The sequence below is a fragment of the Photobacterium sp. AWH4_225 genome (assembly GCF_056158405.1).
Map to the genome: position 1 here is coordinate 566,064 of NZ_JBSWTF010000001.1, position 26,365 is coordinate 592,428.

At 48.9% G+C, this 26,365-nt stretch carries 24 protein-coding genes; 16 read left to right on the forward strand and 8 right to left on the reverse strand.

The window, feature by feature from the left end:
• The 9 genes from ACXAD4_RS02900 to ACXAD4_RS02940 all read left to right on the forward strand — a co-directional run bounded on the left by ACXAD4_RS02900 (window position 1) and on the right by ACXAD4_RS02940 (window position 9,830).
• Window positions 1-1,302: a transglycosylase SLT domain-containing protein gene (locus ACXAD4_RS02900; RefSeq protein ID WP_475238531.1), complete on the forward strand. Its 1,302-nt coding sequence runs from the start codon at window positions 1-3 to the stop codon at window positions 1,300-1,302.
• Window positions 1,302-2,243, forward strand: coding sequence for a hypothetical protein (locus ACXAD4_RS02905; RefSeq protein ID WP_475238533.1), 942 nt, complete (start codon window positions 1,302-1,304; stop codon window positions 2,241-2,243). Before ACXAD4_RS02900 ends, ACXAD4_RS02905 begins: the two co-directional genes overlap by 1 nt.
• On the forward strand, window positions 2,233-2,886 hold the full coding sequence (locus tag ACXAD4_RS02910; protein WP_475238535.1) for a hypothetical protein: 654 nt from the start codon (window positions 2,233-2,235) through the stop codon (window positions 2,884-2,886). Before ACXAD4_RS02905 ends, ACXAD4_RS02910 begins: the two co-directional genes overlap by 11 nt.
• Window positions 2,879-4,033, forward strand: coding sequence for a hypothetical protein (locus tag ACXAD4_RS02915; RefSeq protein ID WP_475238538.1), 1,155 nt, complete (start codon window positions 2,879-2,881; stop codon window positions 4,031-4,033). The genes ACXAD4_RS02910 and ACXAD4_RS02915 overlap by 8 nt, the downstream gene beginning before the upstream one ends.
• On the forward strand, window positions 4,033-5,331 hold the full coding sequence (locus ACXAD4_RS02920) for a hypothetical protein (RefSeq protein WP_475238541.1): 1,299 nt from the start codon (window positions 4,033-4,035) through the stop codon (window positions 5,329-5,331). The genes ACXAD4_RS02915 and ACXAD4_RS02920 overlap by 1 nt, the downstream gene beginning before the upstream one ends.
• Window positions 5,332-5,342: 11 nt before the next feature.
• Window positions 5,343-5,927, forward strand: a complete 585-nt coding sequence (locus tag ACXAD4_RS02925) for a hypothetical protein (protein WP_475238544.1) — start codon at window positions 5,343-5,345, stop codon at window positions 5,925-5,927.
• 24 nt (window positions 5,928-5,951) lie between these two features.
• Complete coding sequence (locus tag ACXAD4_RS02930; protein ID WP_475238546.1) at window positions 5,952-7,160, forward strand: mechanosensitive ion channel family protein; 1,209 nt, start codon at window positions 5,952-5,954, stop codon at window positions 7,158-7,160.
• Between the two features lie 87 nt (window positions 7,161-7,247).
• On the forward strand, window positions 7,248-9,107 hold the full coding sequence (locus ACXAD4_RS02935; protein WP_475238548.1) for a hypothetical protein: 1,860 nt from the start codon (window positions 7,248-7,250) through the stop codon (window positions 9,105-9,107).
• Between the two features lie 27 nt (window positions 9,108-9,134).
• Window positions 9,135-9,830 (forward strand): hypothetical protein, encoded by a 696-nt coding sequence (locus tag ACXAD4_RS02940; protein WP_475238550.1) that lies wholly within the window; start codon window positions 9,135-9,137, stop codon window positions 9,828-9,830.
• Between the two features lie 48 nt (window positions 9,831-9,878).
• On the opposite strand, the gene argA is transcribed toward ACXAD4_RS02940, so the two are convergent.
• Window positions 9,879-11,204, reverse strand: coding sequence for an amino-acid N-acetyltransferase (gene argA / locus ACXAD4_RS02945; RefSeq protein ID WP_475238552.1), 1,326 nt, complete (start codon window positions 11,202-11,204; stop codon window positions 9,879-9,881).
• A 235-nt stretch (window positions 11,205-11,439) separates the two neighbouring features.
• Here argA and ACXAD4_RS02950 point away from each other — a divergent pair, with 235 nt between their 5' ends.
• Window positions 11,440-11,856 (forward strand): DUF2850 domain-containing protein, encoded by a 417-nt coding sequence (locus ACXAD4_RS02950; RefSeq protein ID WP_475238553.1) that lies wholly within the window; start codon window positions 11,440-11,442, stop codon window positions 11,854-11,856.
• Here the strand turns inward: ACXAD4_RS02950 and ACXAD4_RS02955 are convergent.
• A complete protein-coding gene (locus tag ACXAD4_RS02955; RefSeq protein ID WP_187462000.1) occupies window positions 11,853-12,086 on the reverse strand; it encodes a hypothetical protein in 234 nt (77 codons plus the stop codon). The two genes, ACXAD4_RS02950 and ACXAD4_RS02955, sit on opposite strands and share 4 nt — an antisense overlap.
• A 259-nt stretch (window positions 12,087-12,345) precedes the next feature.
• Here ACXAD4_RS02955 and mltA point away from each other — a divergent pair, with 259 nt between their 5' ends.
• Both mltA and tcdA read left to right on the forward strand, forming a co-directional pair.
• Window positions 12,346-13,434, forward strand: a complete 1,089-nt coding sequence (mltA, locus tag ACXAD4_RS02960; RefSeq protein WP_475238556.1) for a murein transglycosylase A — start codon at window positions 12,346-12,348, stop codon at window positions 13,432-13,434.
• Window positions 13,435-13,557: 123 nt separating this feature from the next.
• Entirely contained in the window at window positions 13,558-14,370 is an 813-nt protein-coding gene (gene tcdA, locus ACXAD4_RS02965; protein ID WP_107301265.1) for a tRNA cyclic N6-threonylcarbamoyladenosine(37) synthase TcdA, read from the forward strand.
• An 83-nt stretch (window positions 14,371-14,453) separates the two neighbouring features.
• On the opposite strand, the gene csdE is transcribed toward tcdA, so the two are convergent.
• Window positions 14,454-14,885: a cysteine desulfurase sulfur acceptor subunit CsdE gene (gene csdE, locus ACXAD4_RS02970; protein WP_475238559.1), complete on the reverse strand. Its 432-nt coding sequence runs from the start codon at window positions 14,883-14,885 to the stop codon at window positions 14,454-14,456.
• 8 nt (window positions 14,886-14,893) lie between these two features.
• Window positions 14,894-16,114, reverse strand: a complete 1,221-nt coding sequence (gene csdA, locus ACXAD4_RS02975; protein ID WP_475238562.1) for a cysteine desulfurase CsdA — start codon at window positions 16,112-16,114, stop codon at window positions 14,894-14,896.
• Between the two features lie 419 nt (window positions 16,115-16,533).
• Between csdA and ACXAD4_RS02980 the strand changes: the two genes are divergently transcribed.
• Genes ACXAD4_RS02980 through rlmM form a run of 4 tightly spaced genes read left to right on the forward strand, consistent with a single transcriptional unit; the run spans window position 16,534 to window position 19,629 of the window.
• Entirely contained in the window at window positions 16,534-17,454 is a 921-nt protein-coding gene (locus ACXAD4_RS02980) for a transcriptional regulator GcvA (protein ID WP_317524537.1), read from the forward strand.
• A gap of 24 nt (window positions 17,455-17,478) precedes the next feature.
• On the forward strand, window positions 17,479-18,150 hold the full coding sequence (locus tag ACXAD4_RS02985) for an alpha/beta family hydrolase (RefSeq protein WP_475238565.1): 672 nt from the start codon (window positions 17,479-17,481) through the stop codon (window positions 18,148-18,150).
• A gap of 3 nt (window positions 18,151-18,153) precedes the next feature.
• Window positions 18,154-18,537 (forward strand): DUF423 domain-containing protein, encoded by a 384-nt coding sequence (locus tag ACXAD4_RS02990; protein ID WP_475238567.1) that lies wholly within the window; start codon window positions 18,154-18,156, stop codon window positions 18,535-18,537.
• A 9-nt stretch (window positions 18,538-18,546) separates the two neighbouring features.
• A complete protein-coding gene (gene rlmM / locus ACXAD4_RS02995) occupies window positions 18,547-19,629 on the forward strand; it encodes a 23S rRNA (cytidine(2498)-2'-O)-methyltransferase RlmM (RefSeq protein WP_475238569.1) in 1,083 nt (360 codons plus the stop codon).
• 131 nt (window positions 19,630-19,760) lie between these two features.
• Here rlmM and xni read toward each other — a convergent pair whose 3' ends face one another.
• From xni to ACXAD4_RS03015, 4 genes are all read right to left on the reverse strand, one after another.
• Window positions 19,761-20,537: a flap endonuclease Xni gene (gene xni, locus ACXAD4_RS03000; RefSeq protein WP_475238571.1), complete on the reverse strand. Its 777-nt coding sequence runs from the start codon at window positions 20,535-20,537 to the stop codon at window positions 19,761-19,763.
• Window positions 20,538-20,637: 100 nt separating this feature from the next.
• Complete coding sequence (ppnN, locus tag ACXAD4_RS03005; protein WP_475238573.1) at window positions 20,638-22,014, reverse strand: nucleotide 5'-monophosphate nucleosidase PpnN; 1,377 nt, start codon at window positions 22,012-22,014, stop codon at window positions 20,638-20,640.
• Window positions 22,015-22,245: 231 nt separating this feature from the next.
• Window positions 22,246-23,802, reverse strand: coding sequence for a GGDEF domain-containing protein (locus ACXAD4_RS03010; protein WP_475238575.1), 1,557 nt, complete (start codon window positions 23,800-23,802; stop codon window positions 22,246-22,248).
• Between the two features lie 137 nt (window positions 23,803-23,939).
• Window positions 23,940-26,219 carry a tetratricopeptide repeat-containing diguanylate cyclase gene (locus tag ACXAD4_RS03015; protein WP_475238577.1) on the reverse strand — a complete coding sequence of 760 codons (2,280 nt, stop codon included), beginning with the start codon at window positions 26,217-26,219 and terminating at the stop codon, window positions 23,940-23,942.
• Window positions 26,220-26,365: the final 146 nt, after the last annotated feature.

Sequence of the window (26,365 nt, forward strand, 5' to 3'; positions counted from 1 at the left end):
ATGAAGAAGCTTTCATTATTAATTGCACTGTCTTTATGTTCAACGTCAGCTGTATCAGACCCTTTCAAGGATCTTGATAATGCTGTTGCTGAATTAAATAAACCAGCTCATATTGAGCGCGCCGAGTTTCTGGATTGGTACTCCAATTACTTGACTGAGTATGCTGATTGGCGCAAGGAATATATTAAAAAATGGGATGGTGAAAGAAAAGACTCTATTCAAACTTGGGGCGACACTGTTATTGATAGTGAACACTTAATCGTACAGGCCAATGAAGCTAACAATAGCCGAACGATAGTCGATTTTGAAAATGAAGTGGTCACTGTCGAAGTGCTGGTGAGTGAGGAGCTGGACCATGCGGGCATTGAAGCCTTAGTCAATCAGCAAGTTGAGGGAACGGCAGAACTAGAGGCGCTACTTGGTGGGACGTTAGGTTCAAGTGTGAGTTATGAGGAACTGACAGAGCGTGACCTAGATTATTCGCGTGACCAAGAGAAAGCGGCTTTGATGGAAATTATGGCCCAAACAAACCTACAACTTCAAGAAATGGAAAAAGAGGTTGAGGCACTGTCTGAAGTCTCAGGGGTAGACGTCGATCCACAGTTGGTAGACGAACAAAAGCAAGAGTTGGTCGATGATGCCCGGTCACGGATGCAAGAATTGAATGCCTTTTACGAGCAGCAGCGTGAACAAGCCGGAGAAGAAGAAAAAACAACAAAGATAGTTACTTATCAAGTTCGTATGCCAAGTGACAGTCTGGAAAAACGGATCGCACCATACATTGATGATATCTATGAGCAAAGTGAAGCCTTCGATGTTGAACCGGCACTGATTCTAGCCATTATGCATACTGAATCTAGTTTTAATCCCCGTGCTCGTTCACCAGTCCCGGCATTTGGTTTGATGCAAGTGGTTACAACAAGTGCAGGGCATGACGTTAACCGCATCGTTCATAAGGTTGATAAACCGATGAATGAAAATGACCTTTACCAACCTGATTATAATATCGAAGCGGGTACGGCTTATTTGGATATCCTGAACTCACGCTACTTGAAAAGTATTGAGGACCCGCAAAGCCGAGAGTATTGCGTTATTGCTGCTTACAACACCGGAGCGGGAAATGTTGCACGGGCCTTTGGTGAGCGCAGGTTAAGAGCCGCAGTCGAAAAGATAAATAGCCTATCGCCTGAAGAGGTATATGACACTCTGATTAATAACTTGCCGTATGACGAAACTGTCAACTATTTGAAAAAGGTGACCGACAGGAAAGAAATGTATCGCGAAGAAAAGGGAGCTGCGTGATGCGTTACTTTCTCTTGAGTTTGGCATTAATTAGCCAGCTAGCTGTTGCCGGTTTGTTGGTGCCTGTCGATACTGAAACCGAAATATTTGGTTTTGGAGTCGCTAATACAGAAGCCGAAGCTGAAAGGGCTGCCTTGTCTTCTATCGCACTTAAACTCTCTGCGAATATTAAAGTTGAGCAGAAGGAACACCTAACATCTAAAGACGGTCAAAGCTCAGTTTCATTTGAAGAGATAGCAAATATCTCTTCTGGAAAGTTAATATTTCCTACATACAGTGTAATAGCACGCAATGATGCCCTAAATGGCAATAGACAGGTTGTTATTTCTTTAGGGCGACAGCAGCTACTTGACTTCTATGACCAGCATTTGGCGCACGATTATCAACAAATCGACGCCATGCTGGATGGAGTGAAAAAGCAAACGCCACTTAATGGTTTACCTCCTCTGTTAGAAATAAAGCAGAAGTTGCAAGTCAACGAGTCAATTTTACAGGTGGTTGCTGGGTTAAATTCCGGTGTTGTTCCTCATGAGCATCATCAACAACAAATTAATCTTCGTCAACAAGCATTGAATTTATTGCACCGTGGTGGCTGGCAGGTAGTCAGTGATAGCAGAAGTCACCGGCTAGCAGATCTTATCTCTCGTTCAATCACTGAGAATAAGTTGTTGGCTGAGGGTGAACAGAATTACCAGTTTGTACTTTCTACCCGAGAGCAAAGTGCACAGAGAAATAATCAGTTTCGAACAAAACGCGATATCCAGGTTGAATTGCGACAACAGGGCCAATTGCAATCGGTTATGACACGGAAGATAACATTAATAAGCGAGCCTGAAATGACTTATCAAGCAACGGTTGATTCATTAGATAACCAGCTTGTTGAGCAATTTGGGCCAAACATGTTGTATACACTTTTAGGGAACACAGTTAATGAAAATTAAAGCTCTATCAATTGCACTTGGCAGTCTATTGCTCTCTGCTTGTACATCAACGATTGGTGTGTGGGATGACCGCGATGAAATTTTGGATGAGTTGGCACAGAAATGTGCCACTCACTCTGAAACTTATACTTCCGCAACGCCAACAATCGATACCGGTTCTCGTGCTGTTCTAACTATTGTACAGCGTCAGTGTGCGATTAAATCGCAGTACCGTGATATTCGAGAGAATCACAAGGACGTTGAACAATTTTTTGCTATGCATAATGAGTTAAGCAATGAGGAAGTGGCTGAGCGTTTGGCGAGCAATCCTGAAATGCAGGCGAAATTTAATCAGTACACGGCTGCTCAAAATAAGATTTTCGATGAAAATGTCGAGCTGGCATTACAGTTAGCTGTACAGGCTGCGGAAGTCACTCTGATTTATGCTGAAAATGCTCAGCAAATTGCAATAATTGAAGCAGCTACGCTGTTCAATAACACGGTTGAAGATTCCGAAGAGAATAATACTGCAATTGCCGCGAAAGAAATGAAAGAGCGTGTCGATTTGATTATGGAAAGTAATAATCTGATCTTGGCTGAAAAACAGTTTATTGATGATATGAAAGCTGCAGATGCCGCTATTCAGGAGCGCATTGATGGCTAACTGTAATCACCTCATTGTATCTGGACTATCCCTTCTGGTCTTGGCAGGTTGCCAAAGCACAAGCACGCCACAGTCACGGATGCAAACCAATGCAGCTAATGGCGCATCAGGGTTTGAATACGGCAAGCCAGCGGAGCAGTTTACTGATAATGATATTGAGCTGCCTGCATATTACAGTACGGCAGGTCTGGATAAATGTACTTTTGAGGTCAACAACGAGCACCCTCATTGCCCATTGAGCAAGAAGGTACTGCGTTTGTATATGAATGACCCTATCACTACAAATAGTGATAACCCCAACGACTGGCTGTCTTCAGTCCGTGCTTATGACAACCGTAGTTTGCTTAACCAGTTTGAAAACCAACTAGTCGGTCTTAACCGCTTCCGCATTGTGACGGGGGATGAACGAACGGCTTCAATTTTGGGCGATGCTACACAAGGTATGTCTGATGCTGAATTAGCGCGCCGTATGAAAGGCGGAGTGCTGCATCCTGACTACGCAATGACCGTTGACACGGTTAAAACCGGTGAATTGGTAACAGGAGGCTCGACCAACCTTGTTGATTTTAGTCTCGATTTTACTTTGGGGTTCCTTGATCCTTACACCAATGAAAAGTTGAGCTACCCAAATGTCGGCAAGATCAAAGTTCGTACCGGTGATGTGAAGCCGATGGGTGAGATGCAGTTCTGGATGCAGTCCGGAAAAATCGAAGGCGGCTTTGATATCTATGATGCCAATGCTGTTTCTGCGGTGCTAAACGATATGTCATCTCGTGGTTTTGGTATTGCTTTGAGCCGAATGTTATCAGAAATGCCAGCAACTGCGCAGGTACTGGGTATTCGTGGTGAACGAATCTCTCTTGACCGTGGTCAGAATGCCGGAATTTTGCCAGATGAAACTATGGTGATTTTTGAATACAGCCACGGTTTTGCTGAACCTATCGGGGTCGCAACGGTAAATCCGAGTGATATTGAATCCCAGGGGCGGATCATGCGCTGGAAAAACTCTCGCGACGCCAAGCGTATCCAAGGTGAAGCGAAAGATGGGATCTACCGCCCAGCGATTGATGCCAAACTGTTTGCGGTAAGTGTAGGGACGCCGAAGAGCTTCCTTGAAAACCGCATTTCAGCTAGTGGTAGCCTGTAATGATGCATTTAAGACTGGCTCTGATAGGAGCCATCTTTTTCTCTGGTATGTTACCAGCCGCGCAGCTCACACAGCCCGAACTGGGTGGGGTGCTTGAGTTTGACTCCTGTACCCGTGGCAGGGGAGCGGCCGCTATCGAGGAAGCAATAAACGGTGCTGCCAACAGTGTGGCCGTTTCATACCAGCGTGCAAAGGAAGGGCTGTCGCCTCAACAAGCTAAAGAGTATGCCGATTTACCTGAACTATCAGAACTGCTCAAGTCAGTCGAAGCTTACCCTGAACATCTACAAATCGGGGATAGCTTTCTTCAGGGAAGTGAAACCTGTGTTGCTGTGGCATTGTCTTTATCCACTGGATTTCCTCAAGATGGAGGAGAGTGGATTTGGGATGAGGTAAGTGAAAGGCATAGCGTCAGGATAGAAGCTACAGCGAAATCTTCTGGTAGCCTGTCTGCGTTACAAGCAGCTGAGCTTGCGGCTTTACAACAGGCAGTATGGCAAGGGCTTAGCTTAATTGTTGACGATCCTTCGCCGTTTATACATTTACAGGCTGCACCGAAGCAGTTTGTCAATGAATGGATGGTACTGGAAAGCAGTGAACAACACGGTTCGGCTACTGTCGTTGTCAATGCTGAACTCAACATGGCTGAGCTTGAGCGAATTGCCAGTGACAATTACCTTGCCGCAGGCGAACCTATATTTATGGTCCATGCTGAAGAGGCGCGCTTTACCACCCCCATTATTGCAATGCTAACCCAACAAGGTTATTCGGTGACGCAAAGCTTTGATAATGCAGATATCGTGGTTCGCGTCGTAACCGAGGTGCAAAGCTCAGCGGGACGTTCCCAACTGGCCTTATCACTAAGCTTACTGGATAAAGCTTCTGCCCGTTTGGGGGAATGGCAAAACGAACCAGCAACAATTGCACTACCGACGGGTGACAGCATTGAAGGACGGTTGTTTGGTGTTCATATGGCATCAGAAGACAACCAGCAAGCGATCTTAGCTATGGTGCAGGACGGCTTGGTACAACTTAGTCAGGCTGGTGGCCGATACAGTAAGGTGACATTTCCGAGCAGTGCTCTGGCGAGTCACTCCCAGCTCCAATCTTTGCTAGAGCAGCATCGCTACATACATTCGCCACAGCTATCGGTTGTCGATGGGAAGGCCGTATTGGCATTTCGCACCCGGATGGCAAACAACAGCTTGATGGATACCTTAGTCCCAGCTCTATTGACAGTTTTGGATAACAAGGTAGCAGTCAACTCTGTCAGTAACAATCAAATCATAATTCGTTAGTAAGGAAAGCAATGAAACGTCAATTAGGTGTTTCCCTCATTTCTGCCATGCTGCTATCAGCTTGTGCAGCTAGTGAGAAAGAGCCAGAGCAGGTAGATACCAACTACGGTTACGATGTTCCGGAATGGGTATTAATGCCTTCAGTTCAGGGAGGGCTTGCAGCAGCAAGCTGTGTCAATGCCAGTAATAATTTCAACATTGATAAGCGCCATGCTGAAGCGGGGGCACGTAGTGCTCTGGCACAGAGTATCAATGTTAAAGCCAGTGTGATGGATCGCTCATACTCGCGCTTGAACTCTAGTGAAGCTGGAACGCAAACGGGTGAAACATTTGAGACCGTAGCGAAGAGCATTTCTGAAGTACGTATGCAACGTTCGCAGATCACCAAAGTGGGAATGGGCAACATCAATGGCCATAACCAAGTGTGTGCCATGGCTGTGATTGAGGAATCCTTGGTGGCTAACATTTTTGAAGATGTCGTCGCACAGGCAGGCGTACCCATTGATCCGCAAGATGAGGCTGCAATGTACGAAGAGTTTCGGACCCAAAAGGCGATGTCTGAGTTAGAGCAAGAACTCGAGCGCCTGATGCAGTAATGCCAACAGAGTAGAGATTGAGGCATGGAACTCCTATGCCTCTATAACCTTATGTATTATCTTGAATATCTAAAAAGCCTTTACCTCTCTTTTTCAGAGGTCGAGCAACATTTTTTCCAGATTGTAGTCACAACACTTTCTTTCTGTATTATTCCTTGGTTAGTGAGAACGGCATTAACTCGTTTTTTAGACTTCAGGGCTAATAAAGAAAGAAGGGATTATGAACGCAAGTTTATCCACCGAGCCCAGTATTTTGTCGGTTTTGTGTTTTCTATCTTCTGGTTTAAATACTTCGATGTTTATGGTTGGTATAGTAAACTTGCTGAAGTGGGAGCTGTTATTTTTGCAGTTTTAATGCTGCATTCAGTGTTGGACTTTCTGGAAGTTAGGTTCAACGGACGCCAAGGTAGCAATGAAATACCAATAAAGCCCTTCGCTGAAATTATCAAGTTAGCGAGCTTTGCAATAATGTCCGTGATTATTATTGTTATCTTGCTTGAAATATCACCAATGGCCTTTATAAGTGGTATTGGTGCAATGTCAGCCATTATCTTATTGCTATTCAAAGATAGTATCTTGGGAACGGTTACAGCAGTAAAAATTAATGTCCATCGTCTGGTGAAAAAAGGAGACTGGATCGAAGTGGGCTCATATGGTGCCGACGGGGTAATTAAAGATATCACTCTTAGTGTGATCACAGTGGAAAACTGGGATAAAACGACATCTATCATACCTACTTATGAAATATTAAACGTCGGTTTAAAAAACTGGCGTAGTATGACAGTTCAAGGAAGAAGAATTAAAAGAGATATTGCAATTGATGCTAATAGTATTAAATTTTTAAATATGGAAAAAGTCAATGCATTGTCTCAAGTCTCATTGATCAGTTCTCAAATTAATATGCTATGTGATAAATATCAGCTAAAAGAAGATGGCGATAATGTTAATAAACGCTGCTTAACAAATGCAGGACTATTTCGCTTATATGTTGAGGCTTTTTTACATTCGAGAGAAGATATTAATACAGATCTTACCTTAATGGTTAGACAGTTGGCTTCAACAGCAAAAGGGGTTCCCTTAGAGGTTTATTGCTTTACCAAAAATACAGATTGGAACCACTTTGAATCGGTACAAGCTGAGATATTTGAACATTTATACTCTGTTCTACATATTTTTGAGCTTAGAGTTTATCAGGATTTAACAGATAGCTATAAATTGCCAATAGCAGAATAATTTTGTTAGCACTCTAGAAGTGCATTGAAATAATTCAAGTTCATTGAGATAAAATTAGCATTATCAAACCATAATTAGAGTAAAGTTTTGAAGTATTTACTATTTATTGTCTTCTTTTGGGCAAGCTTTAGCTATGCCTATCAGTTCAAACAGCCGTTAGAAACACATTTCAACCAAGAGCATTATTACTCCGAGCAGCGCGCACCTAAAATTACTATTAGGAAAAGCGACAAAGACTGTAGTGGAGAATGCCGTTATACCATTGATTTAGGAAATGGTCGAGGCTATGAAACTCGGGCTGGCAGCGTTGAAGAACTTGCCAGTGCCCGGTATGGTTCGAAAGCATTTTCTTATGTACGAGTTAGATATAAGTGCAAGGATGGTAAACGCTGTAATGAGCATACGATGTATTCAACATCAAGCTCTCCAGTTTCGTTTAGTGGTCCAAATTGTTCGAAAGCCATTGACCGCCATGTTAATTACAGTGGGGAATTGATGTGCCTGTATCGTGACAAGTTGACTTTCCATTCTGGTTCTGCCAATCGCCGTGTGGATTTACCAACTAAGGCAATTATCGGTACCGGAGCTATTAATAATAACTTGGCAGGTTCGACATCGGTAGCCTTTATTGGTGAGGATGATTACAAGCTATACACCTCGAATACGTATGATAATTGGCATCAAGCTGATACAACATTACATCATCGCAGTGATTTTTCAGGGATCCTCGATGCTCATCCGGTAAACCGAAACTACACTGCAGTTGGCGTATATGAATATGTCAATGTCTTTAATAAAGGGGTCAATGTTTATTATTTTGGTCCTGAGGGGTTAATTTCCAACGGTACTTTGGCTAATAGTCCAGAGTTTAACTATGGCTTTGAAACAAATGTGTTTGGCCAGGGAAATGATGTTTATATCAACGCCCGAAATAGTTCCGAGCGAAATTACCAAACTTACAATGTTTCACGCAGTGAGTTAGCTGGTATGGAAATGGAAGCTAACCGCTTTTCGCGCTATGCCCTTGTTGATTTGATGTTTGGTTATGGGGTTGCCCAGACGAGCTGGGAAGTGAATCAGAAGATTAAAGTTGATAGCCAGACCCGTGCCCGAGCAAGTTATGACATGAATGATAGTTTGTTGCACAACTACTTCGCCCAGGGCCGGATCGGGAACACCCAGGCTACTGTGCACTACCTGACGAGCGAGGCGAAAAACAGCGACGATAAACTGGTCTCGAAAGGTACCGAGGCACTGAATGCGGTTGTGGATTTCAATGGCATGTTTGGCGGGGCAACAACCCTTCGTCTTGAGCTGGAGAAGATGGAGTCGGGCGGTATTGTGACCTATTCCGATGATGTTATTGATGTTCCAGTTCGTGAGGCTTTTGAAACCGAATATAACTCATTTGCGCTGTACCTAATGTTGGAACGCGGAATGTATTTTGGACTACATACATCAAGTTACCATGCGCCTAGTGCTATAGGTTTTGAAAACCAGTATGGACGTTATGCTGGCGCTGCCTTCGATAATGATTTTGATATAGACCGCTACATGCTTGTGCTTGGTTACGACGAGGCGAGTTATGGTGGCCGTTATGAAACCAGTTACAACCGCTTTTATATTAATGGTGAGTTAGGCCTTGGCCTAAACAAGCTCAATGTTAGCCGAGATGCCTTGGAAGAGGCTGTTGGTGACAGAGAAGGCAAGATTCATGGTAAATATGCTTTTGCCCTCACTTCGTCTATTGAGTTGGGCTATACCCTGCAAAAGCGCAGCACGGCCCTACGTGGCCTAGGTTACTCTCTACAGGCGGGCTACCGGGCTCGCGGTGATTGGACCTTCCAATCTAAGTCAGACAGCGCTGATAGTGATGGCTATTACCTCATTTATGACCGTGCCGATTTATGGCATGGCCCCTTCGTACAATTTAATGCAATTTTCTAAGTAATATAAAATAAATAGGGCAATATTATGTTAATCAAAAAGCTGCTACCGGCAATGGTAATGGCCACTCTGGCCAGTGGTGCAATTGCTGGTGAAGAGCCATCTGCAGCGGAGGTGTCGCCAATGGATATGACCAATGCGTTGGTCGAAGGCTATAGCGATACTTTGACAATGCGCAATGTCCTTGTGACCAATCCAGAAACGGACAAAGCCCGTTACATGGATGTACGTATTGATCTAGCGACCGATGCTGAAGGCAACATCAGTATTACTAGTGCTAAAATGAACCCAATCCCTACAGCCAAGCCACCTCAAGTGTCTTCCGGTACAACACTAAAAGCCGGTAAATACCAAGATCAGAATGGTTGTGAATGGATGATTGACGGCCCATCAAGAACGACTTCTAACCGCCTGTCTTACTCAATTACCAGAAATGGCGAGGGGATGGAGAACTGTAACTCAAAGGATACATATAGTGTCTTAGTTACTACTGGAAGTTTAGAAAATAATGAGCTGGTGACACCATTCAAAACGCCTTATAAAAATATGTTAGAAAATAAGAGTGATAGCCTAATGTATGGTGCTGGTACTCGTGCGGGCAGTCAATTCCCATTTTCGGCAACGCGTTCTGGCAGGATGGTTAATATCATTCGTTATTCCACAAGTAGTGGAAATAGTGGCGGCAGCATAAATGATACTTTTACATTGACCCCAAAAGGCTAATCCTGATATCAAATCAACAGCGCTAATGTAGTTAGCGCTGTTTCATTCTTACAAATCCAAAATCAGAATCTTGGAGCGGCGCTGGAAGTTGTACAGCGCCTTCTTGGCAACAGGTAGGCTCTCGACGCTGGATTCGCTGAAGCCCTGCTCCCGGAACCAGTGCAGGCTGCGGGTAGTGAGGACAAACAGGTGTATTAGCCCCATTCGCTTGGCTTGCTGTTTGAGTTGGTTTAGCAGTAAGGCTCCTCGGTCACCGTCGCGGAAATCGCGGTGCACGGCGACACAGGCCATTTCAGCCATGCGCTCATCAGGGAATGGGTACAATGCCGCGCAACCTATGATCAGGCCATCACGCTCAATAATAGTGAACTGTTCTACTTCCTGCTCCAGTTGCTCCCGCGAGCGGCGGACTAAGATCCCGTCTTGCTCCAATGGGCGGATCAACTCAAGGATCCCGCCAATATCATCAATTGTTGCCTGACGAACCTGTTCGGCACTTTCCATCACAATTTGGGTGCCGATGCCATCGAGTGAGAACAGCTCCTGAATCAAAGCACCATCTTCCTTGTAGCTGATCAGGTGGCTACGGGGGATCCCAGCCCTACAGGCAGTGATTGCACCACGCAGGAAGCGGCCTGTGCCTCGTTCCTCCTGTTGCAGCGCAACCAGCCGCTGCAGAGCGTGCTCAGCCTCAATGGGCAGCATTTCAGACACCACCCCTCCTTCGCTATCCAACACCCCTTGCTCGGAACAAAAGCCAATGAGCTTGTCTGCTTTTAGCTTTATCGCCAGTTGGGTGGCAATTTCTTCCGAGGTCAGGTTGAAACACTCACCGGTTACCGAGCTGGCGATGGGGCCGAGTAGCACTATGGCGCGCTGATCAAGCTGGCGGTGGATGGCTTCGGTATCAATTCGGCGGATCCGGCCGCTGTGGGCATAGTCTACACCGTCATCAATACCTAAGGGCTGGGCAATAACAAAATTGCCGCTGACAATATTGATTTGCGAGCCCGCCATCGGTGTATTGTTCAAGCCCATTGAGAATCTTGCCGTGATATCAAGCTGAAGGTGACCAGCTGCTTGCTTGGCAATTTCCAGCGCCCGCTCGTCAGTGACCCTCACTCCCTTGTGGTAGGGCGTCGTGTAGTTCATTTGCTCGGCTAGGCTTGAGATCTGCGGTCTGGCGCCATATACCATCACAATACGTAGCCCAAGGCTGTTGAGCAGGGCGATATCATTGACGATATGGGAAAAGTTTTCATGGGCGATGGCTTCCCCGCCAACCATGATGACAATGGTTTTGCCAATATGGGCGTTGAGGTAGGGGGCCGATTGGCGGAACCCTTTGACCAAGGCGGTACTTCTGAACTTCACGGCTGGCTTTCCTTGTAGCTGTGTGGCAAATGTGCGGGCTTATGCCTCACGAAGAGGTAATAGAGATGTTATTAATGATTATGCGATTTATGTCAATAAAAATTCACTGTTTGTCTATGTTATGGCTATGCAATACCCAGATAAAAGTTGGGGAGAAGATCTCGTTATTTGCCATGGTAAGCAGATAAGTACCGAAAGATAGGCGCTTTGGGGTATATTGGCGGGGAAACGCGCTATGTTATTAAGAGTTATGGCCACAAAGCAAAAGACCTCCTTGTTTACTCACCGACTGATCAGTTTTGCCATGGCAGTAGCCGTCACCGGCGCAATTGCGTTGGGTTTGTTGCTGGCTGGCTTGTTTGATAACGCAATAGCGCAAGATAAGCACCTGCCTGATATCTACGGAATCTGGACCGAGCAGGATGTTGCCCCTTATGCCGCGGACAGCTTTGAAATCCGCCCTGAAGGCGTATTTGTCAATGGCCGTCAGGTTAATACGCAATATCAATGGGATGGCAACAAGCTTGAGTATTTTCGTGGTGAAGATCTCTATACCTACTCTTACCTATCGGGTCGGCTGATCCGCCAGAGCCCAGCGCATTACATTTCTACTTTTTCACGCCAGAAGATGGATTTACGGCTGTCTAACTAGTTCATTGGCGGCGTCGGTAATCTGCGCAGTAACTGGTTGACCGGGATCTGCTTGAGTGCCACCTTTCTCATAATATCTGCGGTATCCGGGCTGCCTCCTAAGCATCGCTGGATCACTGTATTGACCTGATGTGGCGAGTTTCCTTCACTCACCAAGTTACGTATCCATTGGTATTCAACTGAGTTGATGTTTAAGAGGGTGTCTTTGCCTATTTTCAATGGTTGGTCCATGTGACGCCTCCATGCGAACTTTGATGACATTTCCGTGACGTTTTTATTAATTACAGGACAACTATGACATAAATATGACAGTGGTGGCATATGGTTGTGTTTGGTTTAATAATGCGAGTCAATTCAGACAAACTGCTGACACAGATAAGAAAAAGATCGGCAAAATAGTTTTCGGGAGTAACCACTTGTAGGCGGGAGTGCCTCAGTTGGTTACACTGAGGAAAAATTGGATTCCACATAAGACGATATAGGATTCACGGTGTTTCGAAAAGCAACGATTGCTCTTTTAATTATGGGTTTGGTGGGTTGTGCCAAGCCAACTGATCGTGGTCAACAATACCTAGATGGCGAGTTTGACCAGGTACTCAACCAAGTTTCGGTTGTGGAGTCTGATAAACCGAAAGATTTTAGTGAGTTTTCCAACCAGATGGAGAAAGTCATCGAGCGTTCTCCGTCGATGGCGGCGACTTATCAAGCCCTCTATCGACAGATAGAAAACTGGGTTGCGGCTGGAAGTGAGTTGTCCGATCTGGGCAATTACGGCATCGACGTTGCCCAGATGGGGGGCGGAGACGGTTATGGTAACGTGATGTTCACGGGATATTTCTCCCCGGTGATCGAACTGCGCCATCAGCCGGACGAGAAATTCCGTTACCCTGTGTACGGTATGCCAGAGTGTGAAGAGAAATGCCCGAGCAGGGCAGAGATCTATGCCGGGGCGCTTGAAGGTAAAGGGCTTGAGCTAGGCTATAGTGCATCTATGCTTGATGTCTTCATGATGGAAGTACAGGGCAGTGGTTTTGTTCATTTCGATGACAATGACCAGCTTCAGTACTTTGCCTACAGAGGGAAAAACGGTCACCGCTACGTCAGTATCGGCCGCATCCTCATCGAGCGCGGGGAAGTGCCGCGTGAAAAGATGTCACTCAAGGCGATTGATGAGTGGGTAAGCCAGCAGGATGAAGAGACTGTCCGCGAGCTGCTGGAGCAGAATCCGTCTTATGTCTTCTTCAAACCGCAGGACAACCTCGACGTTATGGGAACCGCGGGGATCCCATTACAGGCGCATGCTTCGGTCGCGGCGGATCGCGACTACTTGCCGATGGGCAGCGTGCTGCTGGCTGAGGTGCCTCAACTCGATGAAGCTGGCAACTGGAATGGAAAGCATGTGCTTAAATTATTAATGGCACTTGATACGGGCGGTGCAGTGAAGAAAAACCACCTTGACCTATACCATGGCATGGGGGCCCAAGCTGGCGTGGATGCCGGCCATTACAAGCACTTTGGCAGGGTCTGGAAGCTAGGCCTTCAGGGCACGCAAACTGAGCAGCCGTGGGCCACGCCGTAGTGTAGCTGTTTAGTTCCTTAGTCTAGCTTTTCGGTTTAACTTTTACCGACTGGACAATTTCCCAAAGAGTGCGTATAAATCGCACTCTTTCTTTATGAATGTGTTAATCAGCGCGGAACAGCCATGCGAGAACTAGATACCCCAGCATCAGACAATTACAACCAGCGTTTTGGCGGGACTCGTCGCCTTTACGGCAACAGCGAAGTGGAAATTTTCCGTGCCGCACATGTGTGCGTAATTGGTATTGGCGGTGTGGGCTCTTGGGCCGCAGAAGCGCTGGCACGTTCAGGTATCGGGGAGTTGACCCTGATTGACATGGATGATGTCTGTGTTACCAACATCAACCGTCAGATCCATGCCATGTCGGGCACGGTAGGCCAGAGCAAAATCGAGGTGATGGCTGAGCGTATCAAGTTGATCAACCCTGAGTGCAAGGTCAATTTGATTGATGACTTCATCACGCCGGAAAATGTGTCTGAGTACATCGACGGTCGCTATGACTATGTGCTGGATGCTATCGATAGCATGAAGCCGAAAGCGGCGCTGCTAGCTTACTGCAAAAGCAACAAGCTCAAAGTGATCACCACAGGTGGTGCGGGTGGCCAGATTGACCCAACCCAGATCCAGATTGCCGATTTGACCAAAACTATTCAGGATCCGCTGGCGAAGAAGCTGCGTGACACCCTGCGTCGTCACCACAACTTCCCGAAGAACCCAAAGCGCAAGTTTGGAATTGATTGTGTTTTCTCGACCGAACAATTGAAGTACCCGCAGGCTGATGGTTCAGTGTGCGGAGTGAAATCTACCGCTGAAGGGCCGAAGCGAATGGACTGTGCCAGCGGCTTTGGGGCGGCGACCATGGTAACCGCAACCTTTGGCTTCGTTGCTGTCTCTCGTATTTTGCAAAAGCTGGTTGATAAGCACTTGCAGAAATAATGTTTTCGGGCTGCATCAGATAAAAGAAAAGCGAGGCTCTGCCTCGCTTTTTTGATCTTGTTAGCTTGTTATCAGGTATTGTTTTACCCTTTCGCCAATGCCTTTATCTGCTCGACAATTGCCTTGAGCCCGTTACCGCGCGAAGGGCTAAGGTGGGCGATCAGGTTAAGCTGCTCGAAATAGCCATCGACATCGAACGCCTTGATCTGCTCGGCGTTCTTGCCTTCATAGGCAGCGAGTACCAAGGTGATCAGGCCGCGCACGATACGAGCATCAGAGTCTGCCGCAAAATGGAAACTGCCGTCTTCCTGCTGCTGGTGGGTGAGCCATACTTGGCTTTCGCAACCACTGACCTTAAGCTCGTCCTGCTTAAGCTCTTCAGGCATAGCAGGTAGTTTCTTCCCCAGTTGGATCACATTGCGGTAACGATCTTCCCAGCCGTTGGCCTGGCTCATTTGCGCGATAATCGCTTCGCAGGTAATTTCGGTACCAAAAGGGTGGCTTGGCAGCGTCATAATCTCTCCTAAAGCAGGCTGCAGGCTTTGTGCAGCGCAGCAATGAATTGGTCAATATCTTGTTCGGTATTATACAGCGCAATCGACACCCGCAGTGTGCCGCTGACGCCGAGGGCGTCCATCATCGGGTGGGCACAGTGGTGGCCGGCACGCAAGGCGATGCCTTGTTGATCGAGCAAGGTCGCAATATCTTGATGGTGTACACCTTCCACCACGAAGGAAAACAGGCTGGCGTCAGGCTGAAGGCCAACAATCTGTAAGTCTTCGATATTCTGGATACCTTCGATAGCACGCTGGCGCAGGGCATGGATATGCTGCTCGGCACCTTTACGGTCGATGCTTCCCAGCCAGTTGATGGCGGCGGCCATCGCTAGGCTGCCTGCCACATTGGGTGTACCGGCTTCGAACTTGCCCGGCAGGGCAGAGAACGTAGTGCCGTCAAAGCTGACCTTTTCCACCATTTTGCCGCCGCCGTGCCAAGGTGGCATCGCCTCTAGCAGGGCTTTCTTGCCGTAAAGTACGCCAATGCCTGCCGGGGCAAAGATTTTATGGCCGGAGAAAACATAGAAATCAGCATCGAGTGCCTGCACATCGACAGTTTCGTGGGCCACAGCCTGGGCGCCGTCAAGCACGGTAACTGCCCCGATATCGTGGGCCGCTTTGATGAGGGTTTCGACCGGGTTGCGGGTGCCCGTCACATTGGTGACATGGGCAACGGCCACAATCTTGGTTTTAGCCGTTAAGCGCTGGGCAAAAGCATCCATATCCAAGGTGCAATCGCCGTGCATTGGAATTTTCACCACTTTGGCCCCGGTCTGCTCGGCGACGATCTGCCACGGCACGATATTGGCGTGGTGCTCCAGTTCGCTAACCAGAATTTCATCGCCTGCCTGCAAGGTATTGCGGGCATAAGTTTGGGCGATCAGGTTAAGGGCTTCGGTAGCGCCACGGGTCCAGATAATTTCCTTGCTGTCTTCAGCATTAATGAAGCGCTGTACGGTCTCTCTTGCTTGCTCAAACTGTGCTGTCGCGGCTGCGGTAAGGGTGTGGCTGCCACGGTGGACGTTAGCATTGTGACCACTGTAGTACTGCCGGATTGTCTCAATCACCTCTAGAGGTTTCTGGGTGGTGGCTGCACTGTCGAGGTAGACCAGTGGCTGGCCGTTGCATTCTTGGGCCAAGGCAGGGAATTGCTGGCGAATACGCTGGATATCAAATTGGGCAGTCATGGTGTGTCACATAGCAAAAAAGACAAGGGGGAGATCATGCGGCGAAAAAAACAATAGGGCAAGTATTTCTCCGGTTGCTTCAATTATAAGTGGTGTGGGATCGGCACGTCGAGGTCAGGCCGCTGATATCTATTAAGCTGAAGATAAAAAAAAGGCACTGCGTTGGGGCGCAGTGCCAAGAATTAATTTTGACAGACAGGTCAAAAATACAGGAAGTAAAATTGGTAGATTGACTACCGATCCGGCATAACCCGGACAATATGCAAACACAACATCGCAACTGTGCGGTCGGCCAAAAGCCTGAGGGCTAAAAACTTGGCCTTGCTCACCGTTGCGGGGCAAATCATATGGTTTATGTAGCACTTGAACAATGGACAATTTATAATGTTTCCCATAAAAAAAACTAATGCAGGAAAAGTATGTCTAGACGTCTCCCTCCACTCAATTCACTAAAGGTGTTCGAAGCAGCAGCCCGAAACCTCAGTTTTACCCGTGCTGCGGAAGAGTTATTTGTCACACAAGCTGCTGTAAGCCACCAAATTAAAGCACTTGAAGAATTTTTGGGGCTCAAATTATTTCGCCGTCGTAATCGCTCTTTATTGCTAACTGAAGAGGGGCAAAGCTACTTTCTTGACATAAAAGACATCTTTTCTGCAATCTCAGATGCCACGGATAAGGTCTTGGAACGCGGCGCGAAAGGGGCGCTAACCATTAGTTTACCTCCTAGTTTTGCCATCCAGTGGCTGGTTCCTCGTTTGGCTGATTTCAACGAGCAGCATCCGGATATCGATGTGCGGATCAAAGCGGTGGATTTGGATGAGGGCTCTTTGACGGAAGATGTCGATGTGGCTATCTATTACGGTCGGGGCAATTGGCCGGGACTACGGGCCGATAAGCTCTATCAGGAATTCCTACTGCCGGTGTGCTCGCCGATGCTGCTTAACGGCGCCAAACCTTTACGCACCCTGGACGATCTTAAACTTCATACCCTGCTGCATGATACCTCGCGCAAAGAGTGGAAAAACTATGTCCGCCACCACGGTATCGAGGGCACCAACGTCAACCAGGGACCGATCTTCAGCCATTCAACCATGGTGCTACAGGCGGCGGCACATGGCCAGGGGATAGCCCTTGGTAATAACGTACTGGCACAGCCTGAATTGGAAGCCGGCCGTTTGGTGTGTCCGTTCGATGAAGTGCTGATGAGCAAGAACGCCTTCTTCCTTGTATGCCAGGAGCGTCAGGCCGAAACTGGGCGAATCCAGGTCTTCCGTGATTGGGTATTGGCGAAAGCGGCCCGCGAACAGGAAGATATGCCGGATGTGGAAGATGGTCTGTAATACAGGGAAGAGGCTGAAAAAACGATGACTGAATATATTATTGATACCCCGCCAAACGGTGAGTACAACGCAACTTTCCTGTTTGCCCACGGTGCTGGGGCCGGCATGGATCACGAGTTCATGGCTGATATCGCCAAAGGCTTAGCCCTAAAGGGGATCAGGGTGGTGCGGTTTGATTTTCCCTACATGGTAAAACGCCGCGAAGATGGCAAGAAACGTCCGCCGGACAGACAGCCTAAGCTGTTGCTGGATTTCCAACGTCATATCGAGGCGTTTGCCGAGCAAGGTAATTTGGTGATTGGCGGCAAATCGATGGGCGGACGCATGGCGAGCCTTATTGTCACCGACATCGCTGATGAATCACCGGATGTGACAAACTGCCAAGAGACGGTCAAAGGTATCGCTTGCCTGGGCTTTCCCTTCCATCCGCCGGGCAAACCCGAGAACTTCCGTGGCGACCACCTAAAAACGATTGGTCTGCCAACACTTATTCTGCAGGGGGAGCGAGATACCTTCGGGACCCGAAGTGAAGTCGAAGGATGGGAGTATGCTGCTAATGTTGAAGTCAGCTTCCTGCCGGACGGCGACCACAGCTTCAAGCCGCGCAAGGCATCTGGCCATACCGAGCCGGGCAACCGTCAGCTGGCGGTAAAAGCGCTGGCTGCATTTATCAACGAGTGTACGGCCAAGGAGTGAGCCATGGACAATAAAGCAAGCCGCTGGTTGCTGCTGTTTGCGGCATTGAGCGGGGCAGTGACAGTCTCACTGGGGGCGTTTGCTGCCCATGGATTGAAGGCTCATTTGCCGCCGTATTTGCTCGGGGTGTTTGAAACCGGTGTCCAGTATCAGGCATGGCATACCTTGGCGATTTTCGGCTGTGCAATATTGGCACGCATTCTTCCGTCAAAAGGGGTATCATACGCAGCCCTGTTTTTTGTGGCAGGGATCATACTCTTTAGTGGCAGCTTGTATGCGCTGGCATTGACGGGTATCAAGTGGTTTGGCCCCATCACCCCGATGGGAGGCGTCTGTTTTATCATAGGCTGGGTAGCGCTCGCAGTGGCTGCCTGGCGTTCAGCTTGAGGGTTGAGAGTGAATCAAGTTCTGTTGTACTGCCGTCCCGGCTTCGAGAAGGAATGTGCCGGTGAAGTTCAAGACAAAGCAAATGCACTGGAGTTGTATGGCTTTCCTCGCGCGAAAAACAATACCGGCTATGTATTGTTTGAGTTCTACCAGCCGGGTGATGCGGATGCGTTTATCCAGCAGCAGCCATTTTCCGAGCTGATCTTTGCTCGCCAGATGGTTGCAGTAATGCCAATGCTTGAAGATCTGCCGCAGGAAGACCGTATCTCGCCAATCATGGAAATGGTGGCAGACTTCCCTCGCTGTGGTGATCTGCGTGTTGAAACGCCAGATACCAACGAAGCCAAAGAACTGCTTAAATTCTGCCGCAAGTTTACTGTGCCGCTGCGCCAGGCGCTGCGTAAGTCTGGTGCGATGTACGCCAAGGACAACCCGAAAAAGCCCGTTCTGCATCTGTGCTTCATTGCGCCGGGCTGCTGCTTTGTCGGTTACTCCTACACCACCAACAATTCGCCGTTCTTCATGGGGATCCCGCGCCTTAAGTTCCCGTCGGATGCACCAAGCCGCTCAACCCTGAAGCTGGAAGAAGCGTTCCATGTGTTTATTCCGCGTGATGAGTGGGATGAGCGCCTGGCTCCTGGCATGTGGGGTGTTGATTTGGGCGCTTGCCCTGGCGGTTGGACATATCAGTTGGTGAAGCGTTCGATGTTTGTCCACGCGATTGATAATGGTCAGATGGCACAGAGCTTAATGGATACCGGACAGGTCAAGCACCACGCGGTTGATGGCTTTAAGTTTGAGCCGCCACGTAAGAACGTGACCTGGATTGTCTGTGACATGATAGAAAAGCCTGCCCGAGTCGCACACTTGATGGGTGACTGGCTGATCAAAGGCTGGGCGAAAGAAGCGATTTTCAACCTTAAGCTACCGATGAAAGGCCGCTATGACGAGGTACTGCAGGATATCGAGAACCTGAAAGTGTACTTGATCCAGAACGGGGTGAAGTTCAACCTGCAGGCCAAGCACCTGTACCACGACCGTGAGGAAATCACGGTACATATCCAGCGTCTGGATAACCGCTCGCCGCATTAATCGCACGAAGGCGAGGGGCGATAGGCAATCGGCCATAGGAAAAATTCCCCGAAAGTTTCGGGGATTTTTTTGTGCTTTATTTCATTATTTGGCGGACTTCTTCGTCTTGTAAAGCCTCTTGCCTCTAGCCTCTAGCCTCTAGCCTCGAAACGAATATCCTGCAAATTAAACCCCAGCACCAAATCGGTTTTCAGTGAGGCAACTTGCTTGGAAGCCACGGCTTCATCGCGGCTGGCATTGATTTTCTTCTGCCATTTTGGCGGTAGATCATCTGCTGCCAAAATAGTTTCGAGGTTTGGGTAGAGGCTAAGTAGTTCTACAGCGGCCTTGGGGCCGATCCCGGTAACACCGGGGATTTTGCTTGAGCTGATCCCTGCCAAGCCCCAGTAGTCTGGCAGTTGCTCGGGCTTGACGCCGAATTCTTTTTCGACAAACGGGCTGTCGAGCCAGCGCTGCTGGAAGTAATCACGGATCCGCAAGGTTGGCTGGAGCAATTGGCAATAGCCCTTGTCGGTGGAAATAATGGTGACTTGCTGGCCGCGGGAGGCCACTTTCAGTGCCAGCGTTGCCACTAAATCATCGGCCTCATCACCGTCAGAAAGTAGCGAGTCGATCCCCATGTCCATGAATGCGTCTTGAATAATATCCATCCCCGTCATCAGCTCGTCCGGCATGGGTTTACGCCCTTCTTTGTAGTGGGGGAGCAATTCAGCCCGCCAGCCTCTGTCTTCGCCATGGTGATCGAACACCGCCACGATGTGGGTTGGTTGACTACTCTTGATGATTTTCCCCAACGCCTGACAGCAGACTTTGGCGGTGTTGTGGACATCGGGTTCGCCGTGCTGGGCGGCATGAACTCGGCGGATCAGGTTGAGTGCATCAATGATGACAAGGTGGATAGACGACATAGCGTAAACCGTGTAGCAGTAAAGAAAAAAGGGTCAACAGACCCTTTATTGTACGCATAGTTGCTGGCAATGTGCACCGCCATCTGGCTGGTGGCCACGATTACTTCGCAATCGGCGGGGCAGCGGTGATGATTTCATAGCACGGCTCGTAATGGCTGCCGGGCAATTTCATTCGCTGCTGTTCGACGAACTGGGCGAGCAGCTTGTCCATCCGTTTCATCAGGATGCTATCACCATTGATCTTAAAGCGGCCTTTGCGCTCGATTTCCCGGATCCCTTCTTCCTTGACGTTACCTGCCACAATACCGGAGAAGGCTCGGCGCAAATTAGCCGCGAGGTGCTCAGGACGCTGGTTCATGTGCAGGTCGAGGCTAGCCATTGACTCGTGGGTTGGTTCGAAAGGTAGCTGGAACTCCGGTGGAATGGCCAATGACCAGTTGTAGCTGTAGGCATCACCCGTTGCCAGGCGGTGCTCTTTGATCAGTGGCATGGCTGATTTCATCACCCGGGCAACTTGCTCCGGATCGTCAATGATGATCTGGTAATGCTTGGTGGCATCTTCACCCAGGGTATCGCGAATAAAGCTGTCGAGGGTGCGGAAATAAGGCTCTGACTCTTTCGGCCCAGTCAGTACCACCGGCATTGGCTGGTCGGCATTTTCCGGCTCCATCAGAATACCGAGAATATACAGTAGCTCCTCGGCGGTACCGGCACCACCGGGGAAAATGATAATACCGTGACCCACCCTGACGAAGGCTTCTAGGCGCTTCTCGATATCCGGCAATATTACTAGCTCGTTGACGATCGGGTTCGGTGGCTCAGCTGCGATTATTGAGGGCTCGGTCAGGCCGATAAAACGGCTATTGGGAAAGCGCTGCTTGGCATGGCCGATAGCAGCACCTTTCATTGGCCCTTCCATTGCACCGGGGCCACAACCGGTACAGATGTTGAGTTCGCGCAGTCCAAGTTCGTTGCCGACCTCGCGGGTATACTGGTACTCGACCGGGTTTATGGAGTGGCCGCCCCAGCATACGACGATGTTGGGATCTTCACCGGAGCGAACGGTCTGGGCGTTGCGCAGCACGCTGAAGACAAAGTTGGTGATGTGCGGTGAACTGGTGAGGTTGATGTCCTTGCGCTGCTGGACATGCATATTGACGTACACAATATCGCGCAGGACGGCGAACATGTGCTCCTGGATCCCGCGAATGATCCGGCCATCAACAAACGCATGCTCGGGTGGGTTCATCAGCTCAAGTTTGATGCCGCGCTCGCGGCGCATGACGTTGACGTCGAAGCTTTTGTTTTTTTCCAGCAGCTCTTTTGAGTTGTCGGTGTGGCTGCCTGAATTGAGTACCGCCAGTGAACAGTTTCGGTACAGACGATAAATGTCACTAGAAGCCGTCGCTTTGAGTAAATCGACTTCATGTTGGGAAAGTAGGTCCATTGCACCTACCGGACTGATATGAGTGATCATGATTACCTCCCTGGTCATGACAAGGCGGCGGTATCCACTGGGTGTATTCATTGTAGGAAGAATCGGTGAATACTGCCGGATGAAGCAGAAAGTAAACCGGTTGGGAGTACACTCTGTTTCCTGAAGATCAGTCTATGAGAATTAGGTTAAATACAAGTGACTGATATATTTACCATACACAGAGTAGCCCGTTTTTACCAGCCATTGATAGGCTGATGATTTACGGTGGGATCAGAAAATCCAGAAAATCCGGTTGTTGCCGGCGCTGCGAGCACCGGTGAGGGCTTTATCGGTCCGCTCGATAATATCGGCTGGGGTGTCATTGCTCTCGAACAAGGTCGCCCCCATCGACACGGTGATCGTGATGTTGTTATCGCGGAAGCGGAATGGTAACTGGGCAACGGCTTGGCGAATAGCTGCCAGGCGCTGGTTGCGCTGCTCTTCGTTGACATCCGGTAGGATCAGCATGAAGGCATCGTCGCCGAAACGACCGATAAAATCGGTTGGTTCCAGTTGCTTGCGAATGGTACGGGCGATGATCTTGAGAATTTTGTCACCGGCCTGATGACCGTATTGCTGGTTCACCGTACTGAAACTATCGATATCCACCAGTGTTACGCATAGCGGGTGCTGATAACGCAGCCAGCGGCGGTATTCATGCTCAAGCCGTTCATTGAGGGCACTGCGGTTGTACACCTTGGTGAGGTTGTCGAGGAAGATGCGTTGTTCTTGGTCGGTAAGCCGTTGGCGGTAATCCTGCGTTTGTTCGTATAGGTGTTCTATCTTTGATTTGTTGTAGCTCAGTTGCTCCAACAAGGCTTTTTCGCGTTTTTCCAATGCCTTGTTGCGCTCGGCAAGTACCAGAAGTTCTTTGGTGAGGTGTGTCAGCTCAGGACGCCAGCTATCGAGCTGCTTGTGAGTTTGCAGGCCTGACTTGATTGATTGCGCCAGCTCGGCCAGTTCATTGGTCATTTCACCACGGTGCTCGTAGATGGTGTGGCTTTGTTCGGCGCTTTGTTGAGTGGTCTTGCTCAGGGTACCCAGCTCACCATTTACATTATCAAGGAACTGCTGCGAGGTGTGGCGCTCCTGGTGGGTGCCATCAAGCACCAGACGCAGAACCTCAAGGGCAATCTCCAAAAGCGATGACGGTGATACCCCTTTGAGTAACTGGTTGCGGATCGTCAGCAGTTTGTCGCCCGCCTCTCCATCGAAGTCGAGCTCGGTGATCAGGTGCTGGAGCTCAGCCGTCAGCTTCATTAGCAAGTCTTGCTGTATCGCGGCCGGATTGTTTTGCAGCCCCTTGGTGGCTACCAGCTTAAGCGCTCGTTCATACAAGGTCATCAACCCGAGCACTTGTTCGAAGGAACCTGAGAGTGAAGCGGCTGGTTGAGAAAGAAGTTGATGAAGGTCGCGTTTTAGCTGGGCAGGTAGTCCTGGGAAACGGCGTAAGATTTCGCTACTGCGCTGGAACTGTTTATCCAGTTGTTCTCGCTCTTTGGGCTGGATTTCCCCCATCCGGTTGGCGAGCCTTTCGACGACGGCGATGCGCGGGATCAGCTGGCTGATATCTTTCTGCTGCTCCAAGTCTTGGCGCAGCATTGCCAGCTTCTCATCAAGCTCTGTGTCGATACCACGACAGGCAACAGACAGCCGGCTGATCAGGCGTTTGAGGATCGCCAATTCCCGCCTAGATTTCAACGAAGCGTCTCGGTGTGAGAGTTGAGCTTGATCCAAACGTAGCTTCAACTGACTCAATTGCGAAGCTACGGCATTAATGTCTGTCACAGGGCTAAAGCGCAGTCCATGATGGTGGTAAACTTGTTTCTTATCAGATGGTTAAAAAAATGATAGGAAATTTCATGCTAACAAAAACTATCTCTTAATTCATTGTTATCGGCCATGTACCGAATAATTCCATCAGATTAACTGATATTTTTGTCAGAAACGTGATCGTTGTTCCAGCTAATGTCGCAACTCCCTGAAGTTTGTACTTTTACTAGCCCATTGTGTATGCCTTGGATGCATGAACGGCGAATGTTGTCGCTGGCAAAGCTGGCGGCCGGTGCGGCATCAATGGCACTGAGATGAACCCATTGGCTGCCGGATTCCTGTTTGCTGATTTCTCTGGCAGCGTTGGTTGCCATCAGCAGGATATCGAGCAGCTCATGGTCGTTAATCGCCGTGTATGCCCTTGGCAGGAAAGGGTATTCCGCCATACCGATCCTGACGCGGTTATCGATATGCTTACCTTCGAGGAAACGATCAACCAATTGCTGGAGTGAATTGGCCAGCTGATCCGGTGCCGAGTCCAAGCGTGAGTTCGGCTCGATATACAAGAACATGGCGTCGGAGAAGTGGTAAAGCCTGGCCGGTTCACATATCTGCTGGTTGAGGTATTCACCAAACTGGCGCTCGAGATCCAAGCCTTGCTGGTAGCCGTGCTTGAGATAAATATGCTTGAGGAAAGGCACCTCGAACAATGCAAAGCGGAGGCGGTCACTCAGTGGCTCGTTGATGATCTCTCCCAGGTGCCACTGTTCGAAGTTGGCGCTACTTTGCTGCAGGGAGTTAGGCAATTTGGCAGTGAGCATCCGCAGGTTTCTCAGCCCACTTCGAGGGTGGGTATAGAAATCGTTACGTAAACGCATTAGGCGGGCCTGAAGCTGCTTGGCAGTTTTGTGGCGCCGCATCAGTAGGATGAAGATCACGCCGCTGAGGCAGAACAGGAAAATGGTCACATTCTTCTGTTTGTACAAGGCTTTGCTGCTTTCGAATTGCTGGCGTTCCAACTCTTCAAGATGCAACGACCGCTCAAGCATACGTTGTTGTTGCTTGAACACCTCGACATTACTCTTCACCTGCGCCTGCTGCTTGGTACTAAACAGCTGCTCGTATCGGCGTTGGCTGAGTAGGGCATTGTAATAGTCACTCTGCTGTTCAAAAGCCCGAGAGAGAATGTTTTCCCCTTCCAGCTGGAGATCGCGGTTGCCGATACGGCTGGCTGCGATCAAACCCGTCTGTAGGTTCGAAATGGCTTCTTCGATGTTGCCTTCAGCTAGCTCCAGCTCGCCCTGGAGGATCTGTGCCTCCGCCATTATGGCTTCGTTACCGGTTTGGGTTGCGATCAAGCGGGTATGGTGAAGGTACTGCTCAGATTTCGGGTAGTTATAAAGTTGCAGGTATACCCGGGCAATATTGAGCCGTAGCCTCGCCGAGCGGATATCACTGTCGAGCTGGTTTTCCTGATCCAAGGCATTGAAGTAATGGACCAGTGCCAGGTTGAAGCGGCCTTGCTGCTCGTAAATGGATGCTATCAGCTCCAATGTCTTGGCTAGTGGTCGGCTGCGATCGTAATGCTCGAAGAACTCACCGGCTTGGGTCGCATGCTCAAGGGCCTTGTCGAACACCTTGCGTTGCTCGAACAGGATAGCTAATTCGTAGTTGGCCACTGCGGTTTGGGCCTGGTCATCGTTCTCCACCGCCAGCCAGTAGCCGCTCAAAAGACGGTCGAGGGCCGTATCATAATGGCCGTGTTCGAAGTAGTGTCTGCCAACGACCAATTGGTAGTGGATCAGTTCACCGGGATCATCAAGGTTGATCAGGTAGCGTTTGGCTTTCAGGAAGCCTTTTTCTGCCTTGCTTTCTTGATCGGTCGCCGACTCAATTACCGAGCGCTGCATTAGAGATTGATACTGCAGGCGTTTGATCTGGCTGTCGAGCATCAGATTGGAACTGGCGGCAATGTCAGTATCTATTTCATCCAGCATTTTGAGCGAGCGGGCATTGTTTTTCAGGTTGCCCCAATAGATATCGGCATGGATCAACTGGCTCTCGAGTCGGCTGAACGTGAGATTTTCCTCTGTAGAGAGATTCTCGGCCTGCTTGACCGCAGCCATTGCCTCTTCGGGTTGGTTAAGCAGTGAGTGGGCCTTGGCCAAAATCTGCAACGCATTAACGGTGCTCAGTGGGGTTCTGACCGAATGATCGGTTTCGTCGTTGATATGAACGCGGGATGTTTCTTTGGGTGCACTCAGGCGGCGCTGGTTGAGGTAGCGGGTTGTGATAGCCAGGGATTGCTCTGGATTGGTTTGGAGCAATTCATTAGCTTCTGCCAAAATTGGCGTGGTAAAAATTTTAGCTTGTGTGCTGAACGAGACCATGCCAATGAACAGCAAGCGGATCAGCCAACGGCTAGCAGACATACTTTCAAAAACCCAAAAAAACAGTACCACCAATATTAATGGGTTAGCCTACCAAGTCCAGCAAAGTCTTCGATTTTGCTGGACTATTTCCCAAGTAACTCGGGCATACACCAAACTGAGTAATATTTTGCACATTTGCCTGTATC

Coding starts and splice junctions, on each gene's coding strand:
- ACXAD4_RS02900 (WP_475238531.1), top strand. CDS start 1: ATGAAGAAGCTTTCATTATTAATTGCACTGTCTTTATGTTCAACGTCA.
- ACXAD4_RS02905 (WP_475238533.1), top strand. CDS start 1,302: ATGCGTTACTTTCTCTTGAGTTTGGCATTAATTAGCCAGCTAGCTGTT.
- ACXAD4_RS02910 (WP_475238535.1), top strand. CDS start 2,233: ATGAAAATTAAAGCTCTATCAATTGCACTTGGCAGTCTATTGCTCTCT.
- ACXAD4_RS02915 (WP_475238538.1), top strand. CDS start 2,879: ATGGCTAACTGTAATCACCTCATTGTATCTGGACTATCCCTTCTGGTC.
- ACXAD4_RS02920 (WP_475238541.1), top strand. CDS start 4,033: ATGATGCATTTAAGACTGGCTCTGATAGGAGCCATCTTTTTCTCTGGT.
- ACXAD4_RS02925 (WP_475238544.1), top strand. CDS start 5,343: ATGAAACGTCAATTAGGTGTTTCCCTCATTTCTGCCATGCTGCTATCA.
- ACXAD4_RS02930 (WP_475238546.1), top strand. CDS start 5,952: ATGGAACTCCTATGCCTCTATAACCTTATGTATTATCTTGAATATCTA.
- ACXAD4_RS02940 (WP_475238550.1), top strand. CDS start 9,135: ATGTTAATCAAAAAGCTGCTACCGGCAATGGTAATGGCCACTCTGGCC.
- ACXAD4_RS02950 (WP_475238553.1), top strand. CDS start 11,440: ATGTTATTAAGAGTTATGGCCACAAAGCAAAAGACCTCCTTGTTTACT.
- ACXAD4_RS02955 (WP_187462000.1), bottom strand. CDS start 12,086: ATGGACCAACCATTGAAAATAGGCAAAGACACCCTCTTAAACATCAAC.
- tcdA (WP_107301265.1), top strand. CDS start 13,558: ATGCGAGAACTAGATACCCCAGCATCAGACAATTACAACCAGCGTTTT.
- csdE (WP_475238559.1), bottom strand. CDS start 14,885: ATGACGCTGCCAAGCCACCCTTTTGGTACCGAAATTACCTGCGAAGCG.
- csdA (WP_475238562.1), bottom strand. CDS start 16,114: ATGACTGCCCAATTTGATATCCAGCGTATTCGCCAGCAATTCCCTGCC.
- ACXAD4_RS02980 (WP_317524537.1), top strand. CDS start 16,534: ATGTCTAGACGTCTCCCTCCACTCAATTCACTAAAGGTGTTCGAAGCA.
- ACXAD4_RS02985 (WP_475238565.1), top strand. CDS start 17,479: ATGACTGAATATATTATTGATACCCCGCCAAACGGTGAGTACAACGCA.
- ACXAD4_RS02990 (WP_475238567.1), top strand. CDS start 18,154: ATGGACAATAAAGCAAGCCGCTGGTTGCTGCTGTTTGCGGCATTGAGC.
- xni (WP_475238571.1), bottom strand. CDS start 20,537: ATGTCGTCTATCCACCTTGTCATCATTGATGCACTCAACCTGATCCGC.
- ppnN (WP_475238573.1), bottom strand. CDS start 22,014: ATGATCACTCATATCAGTCCGGTAGGTGCAATGGACCTACTTTCCCAA.
- ACXAD4_RS03015 (WP_475238577.1), bottom strand. CDS start 26,219: ATGTCTGCTAGCCGTTGGCTGATCCGCTTGCTGTTCATTGGCATGGTC.